Annotated in this window: 23 protein-coding genes; 8 read left to right on the top strand and 15 right to left on the bottom strand. The window is 72.9% G+C overall.

Annotation, left to right across the window (positions count from 1 at the left end; all coding sequences use genetic code 11):
* Positions 1–45: 45 nt before the first annotated feature.
* A complete protein-coding gene (gene nucS / locus SL103_RS29000) occupies positions 46–708 on the bottom strand; it encodes an endonuclease NucS (RefSeq protein WP_069571945.1) in 663 nt (220 codons plus the stop codon).
* 249 nt (positions 709–957) lie between these two features.
* Between nucS and SL103_RS28995 the strand changes: the two genes are divergently transcribed.
* Positions 958–1,350, top strand: a complete 393-nt coding sequence (locus SL103_RS28995) for an SCO5389 family protein (protein ID WP_030815472.1) — start codon at positions 958–960, stop codon at positions 1,348–1,350.
* A gap of 118 nt (positions 1,351–1,468) precedes the next feature.
* Here the strand turns inward: SL103_RS28995 and SL103_RS28990 are convergent, their stop codons facing one another.
* Positions 1,469–2,521 carry an LLM class flavin-dependent oxidoreductase gene (locus tag SL103_RS28990; RefSeq protein WP_069571944.1) on the bottom strand — a complete coding sequence of 351 codons (1,053 nt, stop codon included), beginning with the start codon at positions 2,519–2,521 and terminating at the stop codon, positions 1,469–1,471.
* A gap of 186 nt (positions 2,522–2,707) precedes the next feature.
* On the opposite strand from SL103_RS28990, the gene SL103_RS28985 reads away from it, so the two are divergent.
* Complete coding sequence (locus SL103_RS28985; RefSeq protein ID WP_069571943.1) at positions 2,708–3,025, top strand: ATP/GTP-binding protein; 318 nt, start codon at positions 2,708–2,710, stop codon at positions 3,023–3,025.
* A 3-nt stretch (positions 3,026–3,028) separates the two neighbouring features.
* Here the strand turns inward: SL103_RS28985 and SL103_RS28980 are convergent, their stop codons facing one another.
* The 7 genes from SL103_RS28980 to mce all read right to left on the bottom strand — a co-directional run bounded on the left by SL103_RS28980 (position 3,029) and on the right by mce (position 13,696).
* The gene (locus SL103_RS28980; RefSeq protein ID WP_347877869.1) at positions 3,029–4,411 is read right to left on the bottom strand and encodes an ABC transporter permease; all 1,383 of its coding nucleotides are present in this window, start codon (positions 4,409–4,411) and stop codon (positions 3,029–3,031) included.
* Positions 4,408–5,658, bottom strand: coding sequence for an ABC transporter ATP-binding protein (locus SL103_RS28975; RefSeq protein ID WP_069571942.1), 1,251 nt, complete (start codon positions 5,656–5,658; stop codon positions 4,408–4,410). The genes SL103_RS28980 and SL103_RS28975 overlap by 4 nt, the downstream gene beginning before the upstream one ends.
* A gap of 159 nt (positions 5,659–5,817) precedes the next feature.
* A complete protein-coding gene (locus SL103_RS28970) occupies positions 5,818–6,591 on the bottom strand; it encodes an ABC transporter permease (protein WP_069571941.1) in 774 nt (257 codons plus the stop codon).
* Between the two features lie 3 nt (positions 6,592–6,594).
* A complete protein-coding gene (locus SL103_RS28965; RefSeq protein ID WP_069574217.1) occupies positions 6,595–7,602 on the bottom strand; it encodes an ABC transporter ATP-binding protein in 1,008 nt (335 codons plus the stop codon).
* Positions 7,603–7,744: 142 nt separating this feature from the next.
* On the bottom strand, positions 7,745–8,683 hold the full coding sequence (locus SL103_RS28960) for a cellulose-binding protein (RefSeq protein WP_069571940.1): 939 nt from the start codon (positions 8,681–8,683) through the stop codon (positions 7,745–7,747).
* Positions 8,684–8,796: 113 nt separating this feature from the next.
* The gene (gene scy, locus SL103_RS28955) at positions 8,797–13,047 is read right to left on the bottom strand and encodes a polarized growth protein Scy (RefSeq protein ID WP_069571939.1); all 4,251 of its coding nucleotides are present in this window, start codon (positions 13,045–13,047) and stop codon (positions 8,797–8,799) included.
* 208 nt (positions 13,048–13,255) lie between these two features.
* Positions 13,256–13,696 (bottom strand): methylmalonyl-CoA epimerase, encoded by a 441-nt coding sequence (gene mce / locus SL103_RS28950; RefSeq protein ID WP_069571938.1) that lies wholly within the window; start codon positions 13,694–13,696, stop codon positions 13,256–13,258.
* Between the two features lie 137 nt (positions 13,697–13,833).
* On the opposite strand from mce, the gene SL103_RS28945 reads away from it, so the two are divergent.
* Both SL103_RS28945 and meaB read left to right on the top strand, forming a co-directional pair.
* Complete coding sequence (locus SL103_RS28945) at positions 13,834–15,045, top strand: acetyl-CoA C-acetyltransferase (RefSeq protein ID WP_069571937.1); 1,212 nt, start codon at positions 13,834–13,836, stop codon at positions 15,043–15,045.
* 53 nt (positions 15,046–15,098) lie between these two features.
* A complete protein-coding gene (gene meaB / locus SL103_RS28940; protein WP_033266739.1) occupies positions 15,099–16,058 on the top strand; it encodes a methylmalonyl Co-A mutase-associated GTPase MeaB in 960 nt (319 codons plus the stop codon).
* A gap of 58 nt (positions 16,059–16,116) precedes the next feature.
* Here the strand turns inward: meaB and SL103_RS28935 are convergent, their stop codons facing one another.
* Positions 16,117–16,758, bottom strand: coding sequence for a PepSY domain-containing protein (locus SL103_RS28935; protein WP_069571936.1), 642 nt, complete (start codon positions 16,756–16,758; stop codon positions 16,117–16,119).
* A 132-nt stretch (positions 16,759–16,890) separates the two neighbouring features.
* On the opposite strand from SL103_RS28935, the gene SL103_RS28930 reads away from it, so the two are divergent.
* Positions 16,891–17,583, top strand: a complete 693-nt coding sequence (locus tag SL103_RS28930) for a response regulator transcription factor (protein WP_069571935.1) — start codon at positions 16,891–16,893, stop codon at positions 17,581–17,583.
* Between the two features lie 193 nt (positions 17,584–17,776).
* Positions 17,777–19,192 (top strand): sensor histidine kinase, encoded by a 1,416-nt coding sequence (locus SL103_RS28925; RefSeq protein ID WP_069571934.1) that lies wholly within the window; start codon positions 17,777–17,779, stop codon positions 19,190–19,192.
* Between the two features lie 89 nt (positions 19,193–19,281).
* On the opposite strand, the gene SL103_RS28920 is transcribed toward SL103_RS28925, so the two are convergent.
* The 4 genes from SL103_RS28920 to SL103_RS28905 form a co-directional block, all read right to left on the bottom strand.
* A complete protein-coding gene (locus SL103_RS28920; RefSeq protein ID WP_069571933.1) occupies positions 19,282–19,758 on the bottom strand; it encodes a MarR family winged helix-turn-helix transcriptional regulator in 477 nt (158 codons plus the stop codon).
* 128 nt (positions 19,759–19,886) lie between these two features.
* A complete protein-coding gene (locus tag SL103_RS28915) occupies positions 19,887–20,660 on the bottom strand; it encodes an AIM24 family protein (RefSeq protein ID WP_069571932.1) in 774 nt (257 codons plus the stop codon).
* Positions 20,657–21,319 carry an AIM24 family protein gene (locus SL103_RS28910; RefSeq protein WP_069571931.1) on the bottom strand — a complete coding sequence of 221 codons (663 nt, stop codon included), beginning with the start codon at positions 21,317–21,319 and terminating at the stop codon, positions 20,657–20,659. The genes SL103_RS28915 and SL103_RS28910 overlap by 4 nt, the downstream gene beginning before the upstream one ends.
* Positions 21,319–21,957: an AIM24 family protein gene (locus SL103_RS28905; protein WP_069571930.1), complete on the bottom strand. Its 639-nt coding sequence runs from the start codon at positions 21,955–21,957 to the stop codon at positions 21,319–21,321. The genes SL103_RS28910 and SL103_RS28905 overlap by 1 nt, the downstream gene beginning before the upstream one ends.
* Before the next feature lie 253 nt (positions 21,958–22,210).
* Between SL103_RS28905 and SL103_RS28900 the strand changes: the two genes are divergently transcribed.
* Both SL103_RS28900 and SL103_RS28895 read left to right on the top strand, forming a co-directional pair.
* Entirely contained in the window at positions 22,211–22,561 is a 351-nt protein-coding gene (locus SL103_RS28900) for a DUF3817 domain-containing protein (protein ID WP_069571929.1), read from the top strand.
* Positions 22,558–22,854: an MTH1187 family thiamine-binding protein gene (locus SL103_RS28895; RefSeq protein WP_069571928.1), complete on the top strand. Its 297-nt coding sequence runs from the start codon at positions 22,558–22,560 to the stop codon at positions 22,852–22,854. Before SL103_RS28900 ends, SL103_RS28895 begins: the two co-directional genes overlap by 4 nt.
* Before the next feature lie 376 nt (positions 22,855–23,230).
* On the opposite strand, the gene SL103_RS28890 is transcribed toward SL103_RS28895, so the two are convergent.
* Positions 23,231–24,211, bottom strand: a complete 981-nt coding sequence (locus SL103_RS28890) for an ArsR/SmtB family transcription factor (RefSeq protein WP_069571927.1) — start codon at positions 24,209–24,211, stop codon at positions 23,231–23,233.
* Positions 24,212–24,249: the final 38 nt, after the last annotated feature.

The following is a 24,249-nucleotide window of genomic DNA, read 5'->3' as shown; positions in this document are numbered from 1 at the left end:
GTACAAGTACCGGGCCGTCGTGCTGACTTCGTATGGGCGGTGGGATCAGAACAGCCGGAGCTTGTCGTCCTCGATGCCGCGCAGCGCGTCGTAGTCGAGGACGACGCAGCCGATACCGCGGTCGGTGGCCAGCACTCGCGCCTGCGGCTTGATCTCCTGAGCCGCGAAGACGCCCTTCACCGGGGCCAGGTGCGGGTCGCGGTTGAGGAGTTCGAGATAGCGGGTGAGCTGCTCGACCCCGTCGATCTCACCGCGCCGCTTGATCTCCACGGCGACCGTCTGGTTGTCGGCGTCCCGGCACAAGATATCCACCGGGCCAATGGCAGTGGGGTATTCACGCCGAATCAGGGAGTAACCCTCGCCAAGGGTTTCGATCCGGTCCGCGAGCAGTTCCTGGAGGTGGGCCTCCACGCCGTCCTTGATGAGCCCCGGGTCGACGCCGAGCTCGTGCGAGGAGTCGTGCATGACCTCCTCCAGGGTGATGATGAGCTTCTCGCCGCCCTTGTTCTCCACCGTCCACACCGTCCCGTCGCCCTCCTTGAGAGTGCAGGGCGGGGACATCCAGTTGAGCGGTTTGTAGGCCCGGTCGTCCGCGTGGATGGAGACGGAACCGTCCGCCTTCACCAGGATGAGACGGGGGGCGGAGGGGAGGTGGGCCGTGAGCCGGCCCGCGTAGTCCACGGAGCAGCGGGCGATGACGAGACGCATGGGGCGTCACGCTACTCGACCAGGGGCCCCCGGCGCGATTCGCCCTGGACCGGGGTGCCTTTACGGGGGAAATCCCCGCACCCCCGGCGCTCGCCATTGGCCGGTTGTATGTGCAATCTCCTGGTGCGGGCCTCTTGTGCGGCATACCGTTGAAGCGGGGGGTTGTGAGGCGAACACGCTCCGTCGCGGAACCCCTAGTCCCGTCCCTAGGCCCCGTCCGTCCCGGCGGGGTCGCGAGAGGAGAACCTCATGTCGCTCGACGTCTCACCGGCCCTCCTCGAACAGGCCGAGCGAGGCGAGGTCGACGAAGCCGCATTTGTCGACTGCGTCCGGAACTCCCTCCCCTACGCGTGGGGGATGATCAGCTCTCTGGTGGCCCAGCTGAAGGTGGACGGCGGAGAGTTCGCCGACAACCAGACGCCCCCGCCGGACGAGCAGGCGCGCGGCCAGCTGCTGCGCGCGCTGGCGAGCGACGCCATTCGTGGTTCGCTGGAGCGCCACTTCGGTGTGCGGCTCGCCTTCCAGAACTGCCACCGGGTCGCGGTCTTCCCGCTCGACCCGGCGGTGGACGACCGCCTGGCCAGGTTCACCTCGATCCGGGGCCAGCTGCTGAACCAGTCGCCCGAACTCCGCGACTGCTGATCGGAGTTGCTGCCGCTGCGTACGCGGAGTTGGGCGCGCTCCGAGGCAAGGGTGCGCCAGCGGCAGCACACCGCATGACCCGCACGTCCCCGTACGCCGTCCGGCGCACGGGGCGGGCTCACCCCAGTTGTGGCAGGACCTCCGTGCCCAACCGGCGGACGTTCTCCTCCGTCGCCGCGAGATCGCCGGAGCCCTCGACCAGCAACGCGAAGCGGGTGATGCCCGTACGCTCCGAGGTCGCCGCCAGCCGGTCGGCGCACAGCCGCGGCGGGCCGACGGGATGCAGCCCGCACAGCAGCTCCGTGTACGCCACCGGATCGCGCATCGCGCGGACGCGGCCGTCGACCGTCACATGCGCGCCCAGTCCCTGCCGCAGCCAGCCCGGCATCGCCTTCGCCAGCGTCTCCGTCGCCGCCGCACGGGCGTCGGCGATCTGCACGACGCCCGCCGAGACGTGCCCGGCCGCGGCGATCTCGTCGCCGTCCCGGCCGGCCTCCCGCGCGGCCTTCCGCCACAACGCCACCATCTCCGCCTTCTCCTCGTCGCCGGAGTGCATGCCCAGCAGCATCGGCAGCCCGCGCGCGGCGGCCATCCGCACCGACGAGGGGGACGTGCAGGCGACGATGACCTGCGGGCCCGGCGGCGGCCCGCCGCACGCGTCGTACGGATCGCCCAGCGCCTGGTCGGGACGCGGCACCACCGCCACCTCCCGGAAGGCGTACCGCTCGCCCCGCGCGCCGACCCGGGGCTCGCGCAGCCAGCGCAGCAGCAGGTCGAGCGACTCGGGGAAGCCGTGGTCGTACGCGGCGAGGCCCGAGCCGAAGACCTCCAGGTCCACCCAGGGACCGCCGCGGCCGACGCCGAGCGTGAAGCGGCCGTCGGACGTCAGATGCAGCAGCGCCGCCTGCTCACCGAGCGCCACCGGGTGCTGGGTCGGCAGCACGCTCACCGCCGTCCCGACACCGATCCGGCGGGTGCGCCCCAGCAGCAGCGCGGCGAGCGTCGCCGCGTTCGGGCAGACGCCGTAGGGTACGAAGTGGTGTTCCGCCAGCCAGACGTCGTCGAGCCCGGCTTCCTCCGCGACCTCCGCGGAGCGCACCGCGCGGTGCAGTGCCTCCCCCTGTCCCTGACCGGGGAATTGAGCGGCCAGGATGAAAGCCCCAACGCGCATCGCTCTCTGCCTCCTCGCAGCCGACGCGACTCCCCTTACAGGCAACAACGGCTGACACGTGCCAAGGGCACGGCCTGGCGCGAAATTTCCCGATGATCGCAGGATCCCCCGGGCCGGCGCCCGCCCCCGGGCGCGCCGCGTAGGCTGGTGACAGCCCGTGACCCGTCATGCATCCCGAGGTGTCCTGTGTCCCCGCGTCGAAACCGCCAGCCCGGCGGCGCCAAGCCCGTCGACCGCACGGGCGGCGAGCGCTACGGGCTGGAACGCACGGAGGAGTGGCGCGGCGAGGACTGGGTGGTACGGCAGGTCGGGGGCGGCGGCGCGGCCAAGCACTACCGCTGCCCGGGGTGCGACCAGGAGATCCCGCCCGGTGTCCCGCACGTCGTCGCCTGGCCGCAGCACGGCGACGTCGACGACCGCCGGCACTGGCACAAGGCGTGCTGGAACGCACGGGACCGCCGGAGCGCGCGGCTCCAGCGGTCCCGTAACGCACCCAGGTACTGAGTGTCAGACGTCGCGCTGCCGCATGGCCGCGTACGCGCCGCCGAGGGCCAGGGCGGCGAGGCCCATGACGATCCACAGCGGCTCCCAGCCGGACGGACCGCCGTCCACGAACGGGAACTTGCTGCCGTACATCACCGTCATCTGGTTGGGGATCGAGTAGCCGAGCAGGAAGTTCCGCAGGTCGCTCAGGCTGTCGGTGAGCATGAACATCGACAGCACGAAGGGCAGCAGGACGAGCCCGATCATGATCGTGATCGCCCCCGCGGAGTGCCGGATCAGCGAGCCGACGGCCAGCGCCAGCAGCCCCAGGAACGAGACGTAAAGGCTGACCCCCACGGTCGACTTGAGCCACTCGGCGCCGGTGAGCTGCACCGTGCTGAGGTCACCGAGCAGGGCGTTGTCCATGATCGCGACGAGCCCGGTGACGACGGTGGTGACGACGAAGGTCAGTCCGAAGAAGACGAGCGCCTTCGCCGCGAGCACCCGGCCCCGGGCCGGGCAGGCGGTCAGGGTGGTGCGGATCATGCCGGTGCCGTACTCGGAGGAGATCACCAGCACGCCGAGCGGCAGCACGCACAGGACGCCCAGCAGCATCCCGAAGAACCCGAAGAAGAGCGGGGACGTGCCGCCGATGCTCTCGTTCGTCGACACGGCCGTGGCCACCAGTGCGCCGATGCCGAGGACCAGGACGGCCATCACGCCCAGCGTCCAGATCGTCGAGCGCACCGAGCGGATCTTCGTCCACTCGGAGGCCAGCGCGTGGCCGAGGTGGGTCGGGGCCGCCGGGATGGGCGAGACGTAGCCGGCGCCCGGGGCGGGCCCGGCGTACGGCGCGGCGGGGGCCTGGGCGGACGGCTGCGGGGCCGGCGCCGGGGCCGGCACCGGCGGCTGGGCCTGGAGCATCATCGTGCCGGCGTCCTTGCCCGGACCGTGCGCCGCCAGCGGCTGCGGCTCGGGCATCGGCTGGGCCTGCAGCATCATCGTGCCGGCCTCGCGGGCCGGGGCCGGGGCCGGTGGCTGCGGAGGCGTTCCGGGCGCGGGCCGGTCGGCCGGTGCCGGCTGCGGCGGCTGACCCGGGGTCTGGGCCTGGAGCATCATCGTGCCCGCTTCCCCCGCGGGGGCGGGTGCCGGCTGGGCCTGCAGCATCATCGTGCCGGCCGCCTCGGCGGGCGCGGGCTGCTCGGGCGCCGGCTGCTGTGCGGGCTGTCCGGGCTGTGCGGGCGGTGCCGCCTGGGCCGGCGGGGCCTGCGGGACGGCCGGCGCGGCGGGCGGCATCGGGGGCGCGGCCGGTGCCTGCGGAGGCGTTCCGGGCGCGGGGCTGGGCTGCGGCTGGGCTTCCGTTCCGTTCGCCGCGGGATCGGGCTGCGGCTGCTGAGGGCTGGTCATCGGGGGTCCTCGTTCTGCGGCATGGGCATGGCGACGGGCTGCGCGGCGGGCGCGGGCTGCGCGGCCGGGGCGGCCGGCGGCATCGGCGCGGCGGGTTGCTGCCCGTAAGGGTGGGGTGCCCCGTATGACGCGGGTGCCCCGTACGGGTGACCCTGACCCTGCGCCGGCGGGTGGCCCGCCCCCGGCACCGCACCGGGCGCCTGCCCGCCGTACGGAGCCTGCTGTGCGTACGGATTCGGCTGCCCCGGCCCGGGCGCGACGGGCGGACCGCCGGCGTAGCCCTGCGGGGCGTATCCGGCCGGGACCTGCTGAAGGCCGGCCCGCTGGTCGGTCGTCGAGCGGTAGTCGACGACGCTCTGCGTCATCTGCATGTACGCCTCTTCCAGGGACGCCTGGTGCGGCGACAGCTCCCACAGCCGGACCTCGGCGCCGTGCGCGAGATCGCTGATCCGGGGGAGCGGCAGCCCGGTCACCCGCAGCGCGCCGTCCGGCTCGGGCGTGACCTGCCCGCCCGCCTCGCCGATCGCGGCGGTCAGCTTCTCGCGCTGCTCCGGCTCGGTGTCGGGGGTGCGTACCCGGGCGAAGTCGGCGGAATGGGCCGAGATGAAGTCCTTGACCGACATGTCCGCGAGCAGCTGGCCGCGGCCGATCACGATCAAGTGCTCGGCGGTGAGGGCCATTTCGCTCATCAGGTGCGAGGAGACGAAGACCGTACGGCCCTCGGCCGCCAGCTGCTTCATCAGGTTGCGCACCCACAGGATGCCCTCGGGGTCGAGTCCGTTGACCGGCTCGTCGAAGAGCAGCACCTGCGGGTCGCCGAGCAGCGCCGCGGCGATGCCGAGCCGCTGGCCCATGCCGAGCGAGAAGCCCTTCGAGCGCCGGCCGGCGACCTCCTGGAGGCCGACCACCCCGAGCACCTCGTCGACCCGGCGGGCCGGGATGCCGGAGAGCTGGGCGAGCGACAGCAGGTGGTGGCGCGCGCTGCGCCCGCCGTGCACGGCCTTGGCGTCGAGCAGCGCGCCCACCTGGCGGGGCGCGTTGGGGAGGCTGCGGAAGGGGCGGCCGGCGATGGTGGCGTGTCCCGAGGTGGGGGCGTCAAGTCCCAGGATCATGCGCATCGTGGTCGATTTGCCGGAACCGTTGGGTCCGAGGAAGCCGGTCACCGTCCCCGGCCGCACTTGGAACGACAGGTTGTACACGGCCGTCTTGGCGCCGTAGCGCTTCGTCAGGCCGACTGCCTCGATCATTCTCCGCCCCTCGCGAGATGGTCGGGGCAGAGGCGCCCTCGTGCCCCCGTGAGGGTTAGGAGGCTATCGGGGCGTTGACGGTTCCCGTTAATCCCGGTGTCCACCCTCACGGGCGGCCCGGGCCGCCGCGGGCGCACCGCGGGGCCGCCGGGTGCCGCCTCACGCGTCCCTCTTCTTCAGCACCACATAGCCGCCGACCAGGGCCGCCACCGTCCAGGCGATCATGATGCCCAGTCCGCCCCAAGGGCCGTACGGGACGTCGTCGTTGACCCGGGGGACCACCTGCATGATCTTCGAGCCCGCCTGGTCGGGCAGGTAGCGGCCGATCTTCCGGGTGGCCGAGACGTTCCCGAGGATGTTGGAGATCAGGAAGAAGAACGGCATCAGGATGCCCAGGGACAGCATCGGGCTGCGCAGCATCGTGGCGACCGCCATCGAGAACAGCGCGATCAGCGTCATGTAGAGGCCGCCGCCGATGACCGCGCGCAGTACGCCCGGGTCGCCGAGGTGCACCCGCAGGTCGCCGAGCGCCGCCTGGCCGGCGAAGAACGCCACGAAGCTGGTCACCAGGCCCACCACGAAGACCAGTGCGGTGGCCACCGCCAGCTTGCAGAAGAGGAAGGTGCCGCGCTGCGGTACGGCCGCGAGCGAGGCCCGGATCATGCCGGTGCTGTACTCGTTGGAGACCACCAGCACACCGAAGACGATCATCGCGAGCTGCCCCAGGCCCATCCCGGCGAAGCTCACGTTGGTGGCGTCGAAGGACAGCCGGTCCCGGGCCGGCATCGAGGTGAAGTCGTGGCTGGCCAGCGTGCAGATCAGCACGCCCAGCGCGACGGTGACGACGATCGCGATGCCCAGCGTCCACACCGTCGACCGCACCGACCTGATCTTGGTCCACTCCGACCGGAGGACCTGTCCGACCGCTGCCATCCGTCAGCTCCTCTTCTTCTGCCAGTCCGCGCCCCAGCCGGCCGGCTGCGGTTCCCCTGGAGGGGGCGACTCCGGCGGGAGGCCGGCCTGTGCCGGTACCGGGTCGCCGTCGTGCGCGTGGTACTCCACCGAACCGGCCGTCAGCCGCATGAACGCCTCCTCCAGCGAGGCGTGCTGCGGGCTCAGCTCGTGGAGGACGAGGTGGTGGGCGGCGGCCAGTTCACCGAGCCGCTCGACGGGCACCCCGTCGATCTCCAGCGAGCCGTCGCCGACCGCCACCGCGCGGATCCCCTCGCCCTGCAGCGCGTCGCGCAGCTTCTCCTGCTCCGGGGAACGCATCCGGACGTAGGACCGGGAGTTCTGGTGGATGAAGTCCTTCATGGACGTGTCCGCCATCAGCCGGCCCTGCCCGATCACGACCAGGTGGTCGGCGGTGAGGGCCATTTCGCTCATCAGGTGCGAGGAGACGAAGACCGTACGGCCCTGGGCCGCGAGGTTCTTCATCAGATTGCGGATCCAGTGGATGCCCTCGGGGTCGAGTCCGTTGACCGGCTCGTCAAAGAGCAGCACCTGCGGGTCGCCGAGCAGTGCGGCCGCGATGCCGAGCCGCTGGCTCATGCCGAGCGAGAAGCCCTTCGCCCGCTTCTTCGCCACCGAGCTCAGCCCGACCATTTCGAGCACCTCGCCGACCCGGCCGCGCGGGAGGCCGTTGCTCTGCGCCAGGCACAGCAGGTGGTTGGCGGCGCTGCGGCCGCCGTGCACCGACTTCGCCTCCAGCAGCGCGCCGATGGACGTCAGCGGGTCCTGGAGCTGCCGGTAGTGCTTGCCGTCGATCCGGACCGTCCCCGACGTCGGGCTGTCCAGGTCGAGCATCATCCGCATGGTCGTCGACTTGCCCGCACCGTTGGGGCCGAGGAAGCCGGTGACGATGCCCGGCCGCACCGTGAAGGTGAGGTGGTCCACGGCGACCTTGTCGCCGTAGTGCTTGGTCAGCCCCGCAAGCTCGATCATGTACAGCACGCTAGGCGCGCCCCGGTGGCCCTGCCACCGGGACGGGGCCGCCCGGCTGACCCCCTGTACGACGAGGCCCCCGTGACCGCCTCAGCGGGCGGTACGGGGGCTCGGTCGTACGGAGGTGGAACCGTGCGACGGTTCAGCGACTCTGCTGGGCCGGGACGCCGCGGGAGACGCCCTCCTCGTCGCCCGGGGCGCCGGCCGCGGCGACCGCCGCACCGGTCAGCGTGGCCAGCATCTCGCGGACGTTGGTCAGCTGGGCGTTGATCGAGTCGCGGCGGTTGGTCAGCGCCGCCAGCTCGCGCTCGGATTCGCTGCGGATACGGTCCGCCTTGGCGTTGGCGTCCGCCACGATGTCCTCGGCCTGGCGCTGCGCGGTCTCCACCGTCTGGCGGGCCCGGCGCTCGGCGTCCGTACGCAGCTTCTCGGCCTCCAGGCGGAGCTGCTCGGCACGGTGCTCGATCTCCGCGAGCCGCTTCTCGGCCTTGGCCTGACGCGAGGCCAGGTCACGCTCGGACTGCTCGCGGCGCTTGGCCAGGTTGGTCTCGAAGTCGGCGGCGGCCTGCGCGGCCTTCGCACGGGTCTCCTCGAAGAGGGAGTCCGCCTCCTCGCGCTTGGACTGCGCGTCCTTCTGCGCCTCGGCACGCAGCGTGGACGCCTCGCCCTTGGCCTTCTCGACGATCCGCGCGCCCTCGTCCTCCGCCTTCGACTTGCGCTCGGCGGCGAACGCCTCCGCGTCGTTGCGGACCTGCTGGGCGGCCGACTCGGCCAGCTCGCGGTGCTGCTCGGCGGCCCGGCGGGCCTCCTCACGCAGATCCTTCGCCTCCTCCTCGGCGAGCCGGAGGATCTTCTCGACGCGCGCACCGAGACCCGCGTAGGACGGTTCGGCGTCATTGACCTGCGCCTGGGCGTTCTGCGTTTCGAGGTGCAGCTCCTCGATCCGCTTTTCCAGCGACGTGATGCGGGCCAGTGCACTGTCGCGGTCGGCGACGAGCTTCGTGATGCGGTCATCCACCTGACCGCGGTCGTACCCACGCCGCACGAGCTCGAAGCCGAAGGGGGAGGAAGTGTCGCTCATGGGGTTCCTGTCGAAGAGACCGGTGAGGTGATAAGGAGAATCCTAGGGGTCACAACGGCGTGTCATCGAGTCATTGCCCGTTTGATCTGGAGAATGACCCCTCATTTGAGTGGCTACCCTTCAGACTGCTTGCCACTCGAACGAGTTGCACCGGCGCCCGCGCCCGCTTTCACCCCATTGCCCTTGTTGTCGCCGCCCCCACCCGGCGTCTCGAACGACTCCAGGGCCTCCAGAACGTCCTGAACGCGGGAGATTTCGGCGTTGATGTCCTCGCGCCGGCGCACCAGGACCTCCAGCTCCCGCTTCCCCTCGTCCACGATCCGGGCGGCCTCCGCCTCGGCCTCGGTGCGCATCCGCTCCGCGTCGCGCACCGCCTCGGCCTTCTTGTTCTCGGCCTCCTTGATCAGGCCCTCGGCCTTCTTCACCGCCGCGATCCGGACCTTGCTCGCCTCGCTGCTCGCGTCCGACATCATCCGTTCGGCCTTCTCCTCGGCCTCCACCTGCTGGGCGGTGGCCTGCGCGATGAGCTTGTCGACCCGCTCGCCGGCGTTCTTCATCGCCTCAGCGGACTCCCGGCGGGCCCGCTCGTGCAGCTCCTCCACCTCGGACTCGATCCGCTGCCGCAGCTCCTCGGCACGCTCCCGGATCGCGGTGGCGTCGCCGCGGGCCTCCTCCAGCAGCGCGTTCGCGTCCGTACGGGCCTTCTCCACCCGGCCGTTGCCGTCGGCCGTCGCCTCGGCGACGATCCGCTCGGCCTCCTTGCGGGCCGCCCCGACCATGGTGTCGGCCTGCTCCTCGGCGGCGGTGGCGGCCTTGAGGGCCTCCTCCTGGGCCTTGGCGACGAGCTGGTCGGCCTGCTCGGCGGCGTCCCCGCGGCGCTTCGCGGCGTCCTTGCGGGCCTCGTCCAGCAGCCGGTCGGCCTCCTGCTGGGCCTCGTTGCGGGTCCGCTCGGCGGCCGCCTCGGCGTCCTCCTTGATCTTCGCGGACTCGTTACGGGTGCGGTTGGCGTGCTCCTGCGCGGCCGTGACCGTCTCGGCGGCCTCGGCCCGCAGCCGGTCCGCCTCCGCGGTGGCCGTCGCGAGCATCCGGTCGGCCTGCTCCCGGGCGTCGGCCCGGGTGCGGTCCGCGTCCCGCTCGGCGTCCGCGGTGGTCTCGGCCGCCTCCGTGCGCAGCCGCTCCGCCTCGGTCGCGGCCTCCGACATCAGCTCGTCGGCCTGCTCCGCGGCGTCCGAACGCGTCTTGTTGGCGGCCTTGCGGGCCTCGTCGCCGGTCTGCTCGGCGTCCCTGCGGGCGGCCTCCAGCACCTCGGCGGCGTCGGCCCGCAGCCGCTCCGCCGTGTCCGTGGCCTCCGCCACCAGCGCCCGGGCCTGCTGCTCGCCCTCCGCGCGCAGCCGCTCGGCGGCCTGCTGGGCCTCGGCGACCGTACGGTCCGCGTCGTCCTGGGCCGAAGAGGTCAGCTCGGTGGCCTCGGTGACGATCCGTTCGGCCTCCGTACGGGCCTCGGTGATCAGCCGGTCCGCCTGCTCCGCGGCGTCCGTGCGCATCCGGTTGGCGTCGTCCCGCGCCTCCGCACGGGCCCGGGCCGCGTCCTGCTCGCCCGCCGCCAGCGCGTCGGAGGCGTCGGTGCGCAGCTGCTGCGCCTTCGCCGAGGCGTCCGCGACCAGCTTCTCGGCCTGGGCGGTCGCCTCCGCCACCAGCCGGTCGGCCTGCTCCGCGGCGTCCGTGCGCGCCGTGTTGGCGTCCCGGCGGGCCTCGTCCAGCACCCCGGCCGCTTCCGCGCGCAGCCGGTCGGCCTCCTCGATGGCCTCCGACACCGCCCGCTCGGCGAGGGACTTCGCGGCCTCGGACGCCTCCTGCGCCTCCTGGCGGGTGCGCGCGGCGTCCTCCGAGGCGCGCTCGCGCTCCTCGTAGGCGTCCTTGCGGACCCGGTCCGCCTCCTCCTGCGCCTCCGACTTCGTACGCTCCGCGGCGTGTTCGGCCGCCGAACGCAGCCCGGCGATCTCCTCACCGGCCTGCTCGTGCAGCCCCGCGACCGACTCGCGCACCTGCTGCGCGGTCTGCTCGGCCGCCGACACCAGCTCGCCGGCCCGGCGGTCCGCCTCCTCGACCAGCCGCTCGGCCTCCTCCTGCGCCTCGCCCACCCGGGTACGGGCGGACGAGAGCAGTTCCTCGCTCTGCTCGCGCGCCGAGGTGCGCTCCTGGTGGGCCTCCTCACGGGCCTCGCCCAGCAGCTGCTCGGCCTCCCGGCGCCGCCGCGCGGCCTCCTCCTGGGCCTCGGCCAGTGCCTCGGCCGCCTCCGTGCCGGTGCGCTCCGCGGCCGTCGCGGCCTCCGCACGCACCCGGTCGGCGGTCTCCTGCGCCTCCGACTTGAGCCGCTCGGCCTCCGCCTGCGCCTCGCTGCGCAGCCGTACGGCCACCGACTCGGCCTCGGAACGGGCCGCCGAGGCGTCCGCCGCGGCCTCGGCGCGCAGCCGCTCGGCCTCCTCCTCGGCCTCCTGCTGGAGCGTGCGACGGCGCTCGGCGGCCTCCGCCTTGAGCCGGGCCGCCTCCTCCTGGGTCTCCCGGCGCAGCCGCTCGGCCTCCGCGCGGGCCTCGCGCAGCGCCTCCTCGGCGGCGGTGACCTTGGCCTCCGCCTCGTCGCGCAGCCGGTCCAGCTCCGCCTGGGCCTCGGCCCGCCGCTCCTGCGCGGCCTCCTCGGCGTCCGCGCGCAGCTTCGTGGCGGCCTTCTCGGCCTCCGTGGTCACCAGCTCGGCGGCCTCGGCGCCCTCGGTGAGCAGCTGCTCGGACTCCTTGCGGGCCCGCTCCAGCGCGTCCTCGGCCTGCCGGCGCAGCGCCGAGGCGCGCTCGATGGCCTCCGTCCGCACCCGCTCGCTCTCCGAGACGGCACCCGAACGGGTCTCCTCGGCGTCGGACTTGGCCTTGGCGAGCAGCTCCTCGGCGGTACCCGCCGCCTCCTCGATCTGCTGGACCGCCTCCCGGCGGGCCTCGCTGCGGATGCGCTCACCCTCGGCGACCGCGTCCGCCCGCAGCTGCTCGGCCTCCCCGCGCAGCCGCCGTGCCTCCTCCTGGAGTTCGACGGTCTTGGCGCGGTACTCCTTGGTGTCGTCCTTCGCCGCGCCCTTGAGCTGGGCCGCGGTGTCGTGCGCCTCCTCGCGCAGCCGGTCGGCCTCGGCCTCCGCCTCGCTGCGCAGCCGCTCGGCCTCCTCGGCGGCGGCCTTGGTGGTGGCCTTGGCGTCGTCCGACGCCTTGGTCAGCACCTCCTCGGCGGTCCGCGCGGCCTTCGCCAGCTGCGCCGCGGAGTCCTCCGCCGCCCTCGACCGGGCGCTCTCCTGCGCCTCGGCGACCAGCCGTTCGGCCTCCGTGCGGGCGTCGGCGCGCAGTTGCTCCGCCTCGCCCTTGAGCGCCTCGGCCTCCTTGGTGGCCTCGGCGACCAGCCGCGCGACCTCCGCCTTGGCGGTGCGGGTGCGCTGCTCGTTCTCCGACTCGGCGGCCGACAGCCGCTTGCCGGCGGCCTGCTGGGCCTCCTCGACGAGCTTCTCCGCCTCGGCGCGCGCCTCGCGCAGCGCCGCGTCCGCCTCCTGGATGCGGGCCTCGGCGGTGCGGGTCAGCTCGGTGGCCTGGCGGCGGGCCTCCTCCGACTCGCTGCCGGCGGTGGTGCGCAGCTGCTCGGCCTGGTCGGTGGCCTCCTGGGCCTGCGCGGAGGCGGCGTTGAGCAGCCGCTCGGCGTCCGTACGGGCCCGGCGCAGGATGGCTTCCGCTTCGGCGCGGGCCTCTTCGGCCGCGGTGCCCAGCCGTTCCCTGGCCTGGTCGGCCAGCCGCTGGGCCTCGGCGCGCGCGGACGCCAGCGCCTGCTCGGCCTCCGCCCGCGACTCCTCCATCAGCCGGCGGGCCTGCGACTCCGTACGGGCGCGCAGCTGTTCGGCCCAGGCGACGTTCTCGTTGACGTGCGATTCGACGGTCTGCCGGCGCTCGTTGAGCTCCTCGTCGAGGCGCTGGCGGCGGCTGACCGCCTCGGCGTGCAGCTCGGCCTCCAGCCGCGCCTGCCGCTCGGCCTGCTCCTGCAGCACCCGCTGGGTCTGTGCCCGCGCCTCACGCAGCTCGCGCTCGGCGTCCGAGCGCAGCTGGTCCGCCTGGATCTGCGCGTTGCGCAGCAGCTGTTCGGCCTGGTGGCTGAGGTTGTCGTAGGCAGGGCGAGTCGCGAGGTTGCGGCGCGCCTCATGCAGCTTGGCACGCAGCACCTCGACCTGGTAGCCGAGGTCGTCGGCGTGCTGGACGGCCTTGTCCCGCTCGGTCTTCAGCCGCTCCATCTCGGCCTCGAACTGCGAGAGGTGGTCGTCAGCCTCGTAGCGGTCGTTGCCCCGCACTGCGCGGTCCCATCCGTCCCCTGGTCATGGTGGCGGCCGGCCCCGGTCCTGCGGCGATCGTCCCGTACACGTCACGTCGTACCGGACTCGCGCCCATCGGAGCTGACCCTTCCGAAGAAATGGTGTCAGATCATCGGCAGAGTATGGGCCGAGCCCCACTTCCGTACCCCGGCCGAAGCTGCACTCTACCGGCCGGGGAACGCGAAGGTCAGTGCTCCGTCCCGGTGGGGGGTGCGGCGGTGACGAGTTCGGTGAGCACGCCGTGGCAGTCCTTGGGGTGCAGGAAGGTGATCCGCGACCCCATCGAACCCGTCCTGGGCTCGTCGTACAGGACCCGTACGCCCTTGTCGCGGATGTCCTGGGAGTCGCCGTCGACGTCCGCGGTGCCGAAGGCGATGTGGTGCACGCCCTCGCCGTTCTTGGCCAGCCACTTGCCCACCGCGGAGTCCTCGCGGGTGGGCTCCAGCAGCTGGAGGTAGGAGGCGCCGCCGTCCGACGTCTCATTGATCTTGAGCATGGCTTCCCGCACGCCCTGCTCCTCGTTGACCTCGGTGTGGAACACCTCGAAGCCGTACGTGGCACGGTAGAACTCGACAGTGGTGTCGAGGTCGAAACAGGCGATCCCGATGTGGTCGATTCGCGTCAGCATGAGTCCAGTGCACCGCTCGCACAGCTGGTTACGCAACGTGCGCGCGATCACACCGGCTTGCCGGTGACCCGGGGCGTACCGCTCAGTACATTGACGGGAACCCTCGTTAACTTCCCTGCAAAGGAAGGCCGCATCGCATGTCTGAAACGAACGGCACGAACGGCACCACCTCAGTGATCGTGGCGGGCGCGCGCACCCCCATGGGCCGGCTCCTGGGGTCCCTGCGGACCTTCTCCGGCGCCGATCTGGGCGGCTTCGCCATCAAGGCGGCGCTGGACCGGGCGGGCATCGGCGGTGACCAGGTGCAGTACGTGATCATGGGCCAGGTGCTGCAGGCCGGGGCGGGGCAGATCCCGGCGCGCCAGGCGGCCGTCAAGGCCGGCATCCCGATGAACGTCCCCGCGCTGACCGTCAACAAGGTCTGTCTCTCGGGCCTCGACGCCATCGCGCTGGCCGACCAGCTCATCCGCGCCGGCGAGTTCGACGTGATCGTCGCGGGCGGCCAGGAGTCCATGACCAACGCGCCTCACCTGCTCCCCAAGTCGCGGGAGGGCTACAAGTACGGCGCCGTCGAGATGCTCGACGCGATGGCGCACGACGGCCTCACCGACTCCTTCGAGGGCATCGCCATGGGCGAGTCGACCGAGAAGCACAACACCCGTCTGGGTATCGCCCGTCCGGAGCAGGACGAGGTCGCCGCGCGCTCCCACCAGCGGGCCGCCGCCGCCCAGAAGAACGGGCTCTTCGAGGCCGAGATCACCCCCGTGGAGATCCCGCAGCGCAAGGGCGAGCCGGTCGTCTTCGCCAAGGACGAGGGCATCCGCGCGGAGACCACGGCGGAGTCGCTGGGCAAGCTGCGCCCGGCGTTCGCCAAGGACGGCACGATCACCGCCGGCACCTCCTCGCAGATCTCCGACGGCGCGGCCGCGGTCGTGGTGATGAGCAAGGCCAGGGCCGAGCAGCTGGGCCTGGAATGGATCGCCGAGATCGGCGCGCACGGCAACGTCGCGGGCCCGGACAACTCGCTGCAGTCCCAGCCGTCCAACGCGATCAACCACGCGCTGGGCAAGGAGGGGCTGACCGTCCAGGATCTTGACCTGATCGAGATCAACGAGGCGTTCGCGGCCGTCGCGGTGCAGTCGATGAAGGATCTCGGGGTCTCCCCCGAAAAGGTGAATGTCAACGGCGGCGCCATCGCGCTGGGTCACCCGATCGGCATGTCCGGCGCCCGCATCGTGCTGCACCTCGCACTGGAGCTGCGCCGGCGCGGCGGCGGTGTGGGTGCCGCGGCGCTGTGTGGTGGCGGTGGTCAGGGCGACGCGCTGATCATTCGCGTACCGGGTAAGTAAGCGCGTACGGGCGGGCCGGACGCGGACGAGCGAGCCGAAGGAGACGGGCAGCGATGGTGGACGTCCCCCAGCTGGTGGAGCAGGCACGGCAGGGCCGGCCGAGGGCGGTGGCGCGGCTGATCTCCCTCGTGGAGGGGGCCGCGCCGGAGCTGCGCGAGGTCATGGCGGCGCTCGCGCCGCTCACCGGCAACGCTTATGTGGTGGGCCTGACCGGCTCGCCCGGGGTGGGGAAGTCCACCACCACCTCGGCGCTGGTCACCGCGTACCGCAAGACGGGCAAACGGGTCGGCGTGCTCGCCGTCGACCCGTCCTCCCCGTTCTCCGGCGGTGCGCTGCTCGGTGACCGGGTCCGGATGAGCGAGCACGCCTCCGACCCCGGCGTCTACATCCGTTCGATGGCCACCCGCGGCCACCTGGGCGGGCTGGCCTGGGCCGCGCCGCAGGCGATACGGGTGCTGGACGGGGCGGGCTGCGACGTGATCCTGGTCGAGACCGTCGGCGTCGGCCAGTCCGAGGTGGAGATCGCCTCGCAGGCCGACACCAGCGTGGTGCTGCTGGCACCCGGCATGGGCGACGGGATCCAGGCGGCCAAGGCCGGAATCCTGGAGATCGGCGACGTCTACGTCGTCAACAAGGCCGACCGGGACGGTGCCGACGCCACCGCCCGGGAGCTCAACCACATGCTGGGCCTGGGGGAGTCCCGGGCACCCGGCGACTGGCGGCCGCCGATCGTCAAGACCGTCGCGCAGCGCTCCGAGGGCGTCGACGAGGTCGTCGAGGCCCTGGAGAAGCACCGCGCCTGGATGGAGGAGCACGGCGTGCTGGCCGAGCGGCGCCGCGCCCGGGCCGCCCACGAGGTCGAGACCATCGCGGTGACCGCGCTGCGCGAGCGGATCGGGGACCTGAGCGGCGACCGCCGGCTGGATGCCCTGGCCGAGCGCATCGTCGCCGGGGAGACCGATCCCTACCGGGCGGCGGACGAGTTGGTGGACGGGCTGACGAACGGGGGCTGAGCCTCCCGGCGGGACCCGGGGGCCGCCCGCGCGGCCCCCGGCCGGGCCGGACGGCCCGTCAGTCGTCCGCGCCGTCGTTGTCGTCGTCGTCCGCGTCGTGCGCCGGCACGGTGGTCAGCGTGCCGCTGTCCGGGTCGACCAGCAGCTGGTGCTCCTTGCCGTCCTTGCTGACGGTCTCGACCTCCCAGACGGCCCGGGCCCGGTGGTCGCCGTCCAGCTCGACGGAGGTCACCGTGCCGTGTGCCGCCGCGGCCTTGCGGGCGGCGCCCGCGGCGTCGGTCCGGGCGGTCCGCAGGGCCGCCCGCTCGCGGGCGTGGTCGTCGTCGTCCCCCCGCTCGACGTGCTGGTTCAGCACCCGGGCGTCGCCCGCGTCGAGGGTGAGCTCGTGCCACCTGCCGTCCTTGCCCAGGACGTCCGCGTCCCAGACCAGCCCGGGACGGTCGCGGTCCAGGTCGAGGCCGGTGACGGTGCCCGGTACGGCCCTCAGGGCGGCGGCCGCGGCCTGCGGCGCGGTCACCTTCGCGGCGGCGGCCTCGCGGGCGTCCTCCGTGCCGGGCCGGCCGTGGCCGTCCGCCTGCCGCGTCGGGGCGTCGGGGCGTCCGGAGGGGGCTCCGTCCCCGCTGACCGCGACGGCGGTGACCGTGCCGCCGGCGACCAGGGCGGCCGCTGCGGCGGTGGCGATGACGAGGTGGCGCTTCATGTGTCTCTCCCCTGAGATCGGCTGTGCCAGCGCTGTGCGAACGCTGTGCCACCACACTGGACGGGCGGACCTGAAGGGGAGCTGAAGCCGGCTGAAGGGATCTTCAGGTCCGGGCTGGCAGGCTTGGGTGCCATGCTCCCTCGCGCCGCCCACCGCACCCCGTTCCGGCTCCTTCTCGTGGAGGACGAGAAACGCCTGGCCCGGTCGCTCGCGCAGGGCCTGCGGGCCGAGGGCTACGCGGTCGACGTGGTGCACGACGGCCTGGAAGGGCTGCACCGGGCGGGTGAGGGCGGGTACGACCTGGTCGTGCTGGACATCATGCTGCCCGGCATGAACGGCTACCGCGTCTGCGGGGCGCTGCGCGCGGCCGGTGACGACGTACCGATCCTGATGCTGACCGCCAAGGACGGCGAGTACGACGAGGCCGAGGGGCTGGACACCGGTGCCGACGACTACCTGACCAAGCCGTTCTCGTACGTGGTGCTGGTGGCGCGGGTGAAGGCGCTGCTGCGGCGGCGCGGGCGGAGCGCGCCGCCGGTGCTGCGGGTGGGGCCGCTGGCGGTCGACCAGGGGGCCCGGCGGGTCGAGCGGGACGGCGCCGAAGTGGCGCTGACCGCGAAGGAGTTCGCCGTACTGGAGCAACTTGCGGTGCGCGCGGGCGAGGTGGTCTCCAAGGCGGAGATCCTGGAGCACGTCTGGGACTTCGCGTACGAGGGCGATGTCAACATCATCGAGGTCTATGTGAGCGCGTTGCGGCGCAAGCTCGGCGCGGAGCGCATCGTGACGGTGCGCGGCGCGGGATACCGGCTGGTGGCCGGTGAGTAGGGGGTGTCTCCCCGATCAGGCCGGATCAGGGAGCGGGGGGTGGTGCGTGCGATCGCAAGGCGGAGGAGGGAGTCGACGCGGAGCGTCGGCGAGCGACGACAACGCCGCGAGCGTGCGTGCCACCCCCCGCGAGCCCGGCCTGATCGGGGAGGCACCCCCTGGGGCGGGGGCCTCCCGGGGGCGGCGGGCCGGGGTGCCGGGTTCCGTACGGGCTCGGGCGGCGGCCGGCGCGACCGCGGTGGTGGCGCTGGCGCTGATCGCGGCGGGTACCGCGGTGCTGCTGGTGCTGCGCGGCAATCTCCAGGGCCAGGCCGGGCTCCAGGCGGAGGTCGCGGCGCGCGAGGTGGCCGCGCAGATCGCCACGGGCACGCCGTACGACCGGCTCGACCTGCCGGACGGCGACGAGCACCCGGTGGTGGTCACCGATGAGGACGGCCGGGTGCTGGCGGTGGGCGACGACGTGCGGGCGGTCGACGGCAGGTCCGTGGGCGGCGCGCGGACCGGGGCGGGGCACGCCGGGGCCGGGCGGTCCGCCGCCGGCGAGGACACCGACGACGACGCGCGCGGGCCGCGGCCCGGTGAGGTCGACGACGACGCCCACCAGAGCGACGGGACCGCGGACGTCGACGGCACGGTCGCCGACTACCGGTTCGCGGCCGTCGAGGCCGAGGACGGCCGCGGGGAGAAGGCCACGGTGCGCGCCGGGTCGGTGCTGGCGCCGGAGCGCGCGGCCGTCGGGTCCGTGCGCGACGCGATGCTGATCGGGCTGCCGCTGCTGCTCGTGGTGGTGGCCGGGGTGACCTGGCTGGTGACCCGGCGGGCGCTGCGCCCGGTGGAGGGCATCCGCGCGGAGATGGCGGCGATCACGGCCAGTACGGACCTGTCGCGGCGGGTGCCGGAGCCGGCGGCCCGGGACGAGATCGCCCGGCTGGCGCGGACGACCAATGAGACGCTCGCGGCGCTGGAGGCGAGCGTCGAGCGGCAGCGGCGGTTCGTCGCGGACGCCTCGCACGAGCTGCGCAGCCCGATCGCGAGCCTGCGCACCCAGCTGGAGGTGGGGGCGGCGCACCCGGAGCTGCTCGATGTGCCGGGCGCGGTGGCGGACACCGTACGGCTGCAGCGGCTGGCGGCGGATCTGCTGCTGCTGGCCCGTCTGGACGCGGGGGAGCGGCCCGCGGGGGGCCGCCGGGTCGATCTGGCGGCGCTGGTGCGGGAGGAGACCGCGCAGCGGGCCGGGGACCGGGTGCCGGTGCGGGTGGGCCCTTCGGAGGGCCTGGAAGTGGCGGGGTCGCGGAGCCAGTTGGGGCGGGTGCTGGGCAACCTGCTGGACAACGCGCAGCGGCATGCGGCCTCGTCCGTGGAGGTGGCCGTGGTGCGCGACGGGGCGTGGGCGGTGCTGCGGGTCGAGGACGACGGGCCCGGGGTGCCGGCGGCCGAACGGGAGCGGATCTTCGAGCGGTTCGTCCGGCTCGACGACGCGCGGGCGCGGGACGACGGCGGCGCCGGGCTGGGGCTGGCCATCGCGCGGGACGTCGCGGTGCGGCACGGCGGCTCGCTGGCCGTGCGGGAGGGAGCGGTCTTCGAGCTGCGGCTGCCGGTGGCGGGCTGAGCCACCGCGCGCCGGCGCCCGCGGCCCCGGTGCGGGGCCGCGGGGGCGCCCCGGGGCCCGTACGGGAGGCCGGGGCCGGGTCGCGCCGGTCAGAGGCCGCCGCGGTGCGCGCGCAGGTGTTCGGCCACCGGGGCCAGCGAGGTGCGCAGCGCTTCGAGGTCCCCGGAGGTGAAGAGGTCGATGAAGTGCTTGCGGACCGAGGTGACATGGTGGGGTGCCACCCGGCGCATGGTCTCCCAGCCCTCCTCCGTCAGCACCGCGTACAGGCCACGACGGTCCGACTCGCAGCTCTCGCGGCGCACCAGTCCGGCGTTCTCCATCCGGGTGATCTGGTGGGAGAGACGGCTCTTGGACTGCAGGGTGCTGGCTGCCAGGTCGCTCATCCGGAGCCGGTGGTCCTCGGCCTCGGAGAGGTTGACCAGGATCTCGTAGTCGTTGTTCGTGAGCCCGAACGGCTGGAGATCGCGCTCCAGTTGGTGCATCAGCAGCCTGCTGACGTCCAGATGGGTGCGCCAGGCACGCTGCTCCTGGTCGGTCAGCCAGGGGGTGTCGCTGTCGGTCGTCATGGAGGAATTCTATCCGTAAAAGTTGAATAATGAATTAATTCCGCTGGGGAATCGTCGCGGGTGGTGACGTCGTCCGGCCGGGGCCGGTGTGGGTCAGACGTTCGAGGTCACCGTCCGCAGACTACCGCTCACAGCCCGAAGCGGCGTTGGAGGCTCCCGAGGTTGCCGGGCAGCTGGGGCAGTTGTGAGCCACTTTGCGGAACGTGTCCGCCGTTGCCCGGAACCCCCTCCTCCGTCGGTACCGCGCCGGTCGCCAGCTCCGGCATCAGCTGTTCCGTCGACTGCAGCAGGACCGTGCCGGCGCCGACGAACTCGAACTGGTGCTCCTCGCCCGACGCCCCGCCGATACCGGTGTGCGCCCGCAGCCCGCCCAGGAATCCCCGCAGGTACTGGTGGTCGTAGTGGTGGCACGGGGAGGGGCAGTCCGCCCAGCCGACGAGCGCCTGCGGGTCCACCCGGATCGGCGGCTCCATGAAGACCACCGGGCCGTTGGACGCGGCCACGAACTTGCCCGTTCCGATCAGCGTGAGGAAGCCCGGGATGATCGACTGCTTCAGCGACAGAGATGGCTGAAACGCGAGCAGGTTGCCCGAGCGAATGGTGAGGTTGCCCTCGTCGAGATCGAAGGAATTCACGTCGAAGGCGCGGTCCGCGAGCAGCATCTTTCCCCGGCCCTCGGCGACGACCCAGTCCGCGGCGTGCAGTGGCGAATGAAAACTTCCGGCGATCAGCCGGTCGAGCCGGCCGTGCCCGATGCCGTGGAAGTCGATCTGCCCGTAGTAGGCGATCATCTTCCCCTTCTGCAGGAACCACTGGCCGTCCAGATCGACGCTGAAGGCGTACGGATTGACGTTGTCATCGGCGGGGAGCGACGCGACGTCGTGCACAACGGGACCGGTCACAGCTTCTCCTCCGACGCCTGGACGTAGACGGTGCCCTGGCCCGACAGCTCCAGCTGGAACGCCTCGCCGGAGCCGCGGCCGACCATGTCGCGCCAGCCGAGCGCGGTGGACAGTTTGTTGCGGACCTCGCCGCGGTGGGCGACGTATGCCTGCGGGTCGACATGGACCGGGCGCTGCGGCGTGATCGGCAGCTCGATGACGCCGCCGTGCGCCATCACCGCGGCCGAGCCGACGCCCTTGAGGGTCGTGGTGAACAGGCCCTGGCCGGTGACCTGGCCGCGCACCATGCCCATCACCCCGCCCTGCGAGCCCATGAACATCGTGCCCTGCTGGAGCGAGCCGTCGAAGGCCAGCAGCCGGTCGGCCTCGACGTAGAGCGTCTCGCCCGTCAGGTCGACGACATGGACGTGGTGACCGCCGTGGCCGAACATGACCGTGGCGGTACCGCCCGCGGGCGCCTCGACGGTCATCAGGGGCGTGGCCTCGCCGGCGATCCGGCGGCCGATCATCGAACCGACGCCGCCCTGGCCGCCCTGGATGTTCGGGGTGAAGTGCACCTCGCCGCGGTAGGCGAGCATCGCCCCGCGCTGGCTGTACATCCGCTGGCCGGGCGCGACCGTGGCCTGCACCATGCGGGAGTTGAGGGCCGTGAACGGCATCAGACCTCACCGCCCACGGTGTTGCGCTCGCTGGGCTGGACGTAGACCAGGCCCTCGCCCTCGAAGCGGATCTGGAACGCCTCGCCGGAGCCCTCACCCATGAAGGTGCGGAAGTTCACCCCGGACTGGAAGTGCTGGCGCAGGTCGCCGGTGTGCGCGACGTACGCGCCCGGGTCGACCTGGAGCGGGTACTGCTTGGTGACCCGCAGCACCACCGCCGGGCCGTCCGAGGTGATGGCCGCCTGGCCGCTGCCCTCGACGGTGGTGGTGAACAGGCCGTTGCCCTGCGAGGCGCCGCGCAGGCCGGTGAAGGTCGTGCCGGTGCGCAGCGCGGCGTCCGTGCACAGCAGGTTGCTGGACTCCACGTAGAGCTTCTCGCCGCGCAGCTGCACCAGGTTGATCTCGCTGGCGCGGTCGGCGAAGTAGCAGGTGCCGTGGCCCTTCACCTCCATCACGGCCATCTGTTCCCCCGTCAGCCGCCGGGTGACCATGCCGCGCAGACCCTCGCCGCCGCCGGTCATCTTCTTGAAGGCCATCTGGCCGTCGTACGCGACCATCGCACCGTTCTTCGCCTTGACGGCATCGCCCGTCATGTCGACGGCGAGCACCTTGCTCCCCTGGAGCCGAAACTGAGCCACGGGTCAGACGGTAGTCGGCCGGGCCCGCCCGGGGCAGACCCCTCGCCCCTGACAACGCCCGGATATCCCCCCGGGGCCCGCCCGGGTGACCACCCTCACGTCCCCCGTGGGCGGTGCGCACCGGGGCGGCTGTAACAATGGGGCGACGCTTGTGAACTCTTGCACAAGCATGCCCTCGCCCGTCGCCCGACCTCCGCCCCCAGAAGACGGCGCTGCGCGCCGACCGCCCATCTGCCACCCGAACGAGGTTCCCGTGGACATCAAGACCGCCGCCGCCCTGCACCGCCTGCGCCTGGCCTCCATCCCGGAAGCCATCTCCTTCCCGGCGCTGCTGATCTTCGGCACCGGTTTCCGTCTGGCCTTCGACTACGACGCCCTGGTGATGCCGCTCGGCATGATCCACGGCCTGCTCTTCATCACCTACGTGGTGCTGCTGCTGGACGTGTGGAACCGCACCAAGTGGCCCGTCAAGCGCGTCGCGTTCTTCTTCCTGCTGGCGATCCTGCCGTTCGGCGGCCTCTACGGGGACCGCATCCTCAAGCGCGAGGAGGAGGCCGGCGTGATCGCCGCCCGCGCGCGCAAGGAAGGAATCGTGAACGCATGATCGTCGCCTTCTCGGTGAGCCCGCTGGGCGTCGGTGAGGACGTCGGCGAGTACGTCGCCGACGCCGTCCGGGTCGTCCGCGAGTCGGGGCTGCCCAACCGTACGGACGCCATGTTCACCTCGATCGAGGGCGAGTGGGACGAGGTCATGGACGTCGTCAAGCGCGCCGTCGCAGCCGTCGAGGCACGCGCCGGCCGGGTCTCCCTGGTCCTCAAGGCCGACATCCGCCCGGGGGTGACGGACGGGTTGACGTCGAAGGTGGACACCGTCGAGCGGTACCTGGCTGGGGCCTGATTCCCACGTTTTCGGCTTTCCCGCCGTGCTGGTTTCTCGCCGTTGCGCCTGCGGCGGGCGTGGGTGGTTGGGTGCGGTGCCGCTCCTCCGGACTTCGTCCTGCGGCGCGTCCCCTCCCGTAGTGGGAGAAGTAAAGGCCGGTGGGGGCGGGCGTCGTTACTGACGCTCGCCCCCACCGGCCTTCACCATTCCCTCCCACGGGAGGGGACGGACCGCAGGACGAAGTCCGGAGGGCCGGCACCGCACCCGACAACAACCGGCCCGCCGCAGGCGCCACGGCGAGACGAAACACGGCGGGACGGGAAACAACGTGCGGGGCGCCGCAAAGCGCCACGGAGAGAAACCACCACGGCGGGACGGACAAAAACGTGGGAGGTCAACCCAGCAGCGCCTCGCCCAGGGGGGTGCGTTCGTAGTGCACCTCGTGGCCGTGGCGGGAGGCGGTCAGCAGGCCGGTGTCGCGCAGGACGGACAGGTGGGCGGAGACCGACGAGGGGGCCAGGCGCAGGCGGTGGGCCAGGGCCGTCGTCGTCGAGGGGGCATCGAGCGCGGTCAGTACCGCGGCGCGGTTGGTGCCCAGGAGCCGGGCCAGCGCCGGCCCGGACCGCGGCGGGCTCCACAGGCCGCCGATCCCGCGCGCGGGGTAGATGACGGTCGGCTGCCACGGTGGGTCGAAGCCGCTCACCACGTCCGGCCAGACGAAGATGCTCGGCAGCAGCAGCACCCCGCGGCCGGCCAGGTCCTGGGTCTGGACGAAGTCCGTACGGGTACGGACCGTCAGGGTGCCGTCGGACCAGGTCACCCGCGGATGCAGGTCGGCGAACAGCCGGCGCAGCCCGCCGGCGGCCAGTTGGCGCGACCGGTGGGCGATCTCGGCCTCCAGCAGCGCCCGCAGCCGTGGCCAGTCCGGGGCGAGGAGGGCGTGCCAGGCCCGCTCGGTGACCTCGGCGAGTTCGCGGATCGCGGCCGCCGGGTCGGCCAGCGCGGCACGGCCCCGCGCCGACTCCGGCCCGCCGGGTGTGCAGGCCAGGGACTTGGCCATCTCGGCGCGGGCCAGGGCCGGGTCGGTGGCCCGCAGTCGCGCCAGCTCCTCGCCGAAGTCGGCCAGCGGGGTGTCCGGGGGGCGGCCCAGGAAGTCCGGGGTGTAACCGGGGGGCGAGGACGGCATGAACAGCCACAGCGGCGTCAGGTCCAGCCCCGCCAGCGTCGCGCGCATCCTGCGCAGCCAGGGCGTGTGGTAGCCGTGCCGGTCGGCGCGGCGCAGGGTCCGTACGGCCTCGTGGGTCTCGCACAGCGGCGAGACCGCGAACCGGATGCGGAGCAGGTCGTCGGCGTCGAAGTGCAGATGCAGCGGCACGGCCGTCCCTTCCCCCGGATTCGGCTGCAGCCGAAACA

The sequence above is a fragment of the Streptomyces lydicus genome (assembly GCF_001729485.1).
Classification (GTDB): domain Bacteria; phylum Actinomycetota; class Actinomycetes; order Streptomycetales; family Streptomycetaceae; genus Streptomyces; species Streptomyces lydicus_D.
The sequence above is the reverse complement of the archived record's forward strand: the minus strand, read 5'-3'. Positions and strand labels throughout refer to the sequence as shown.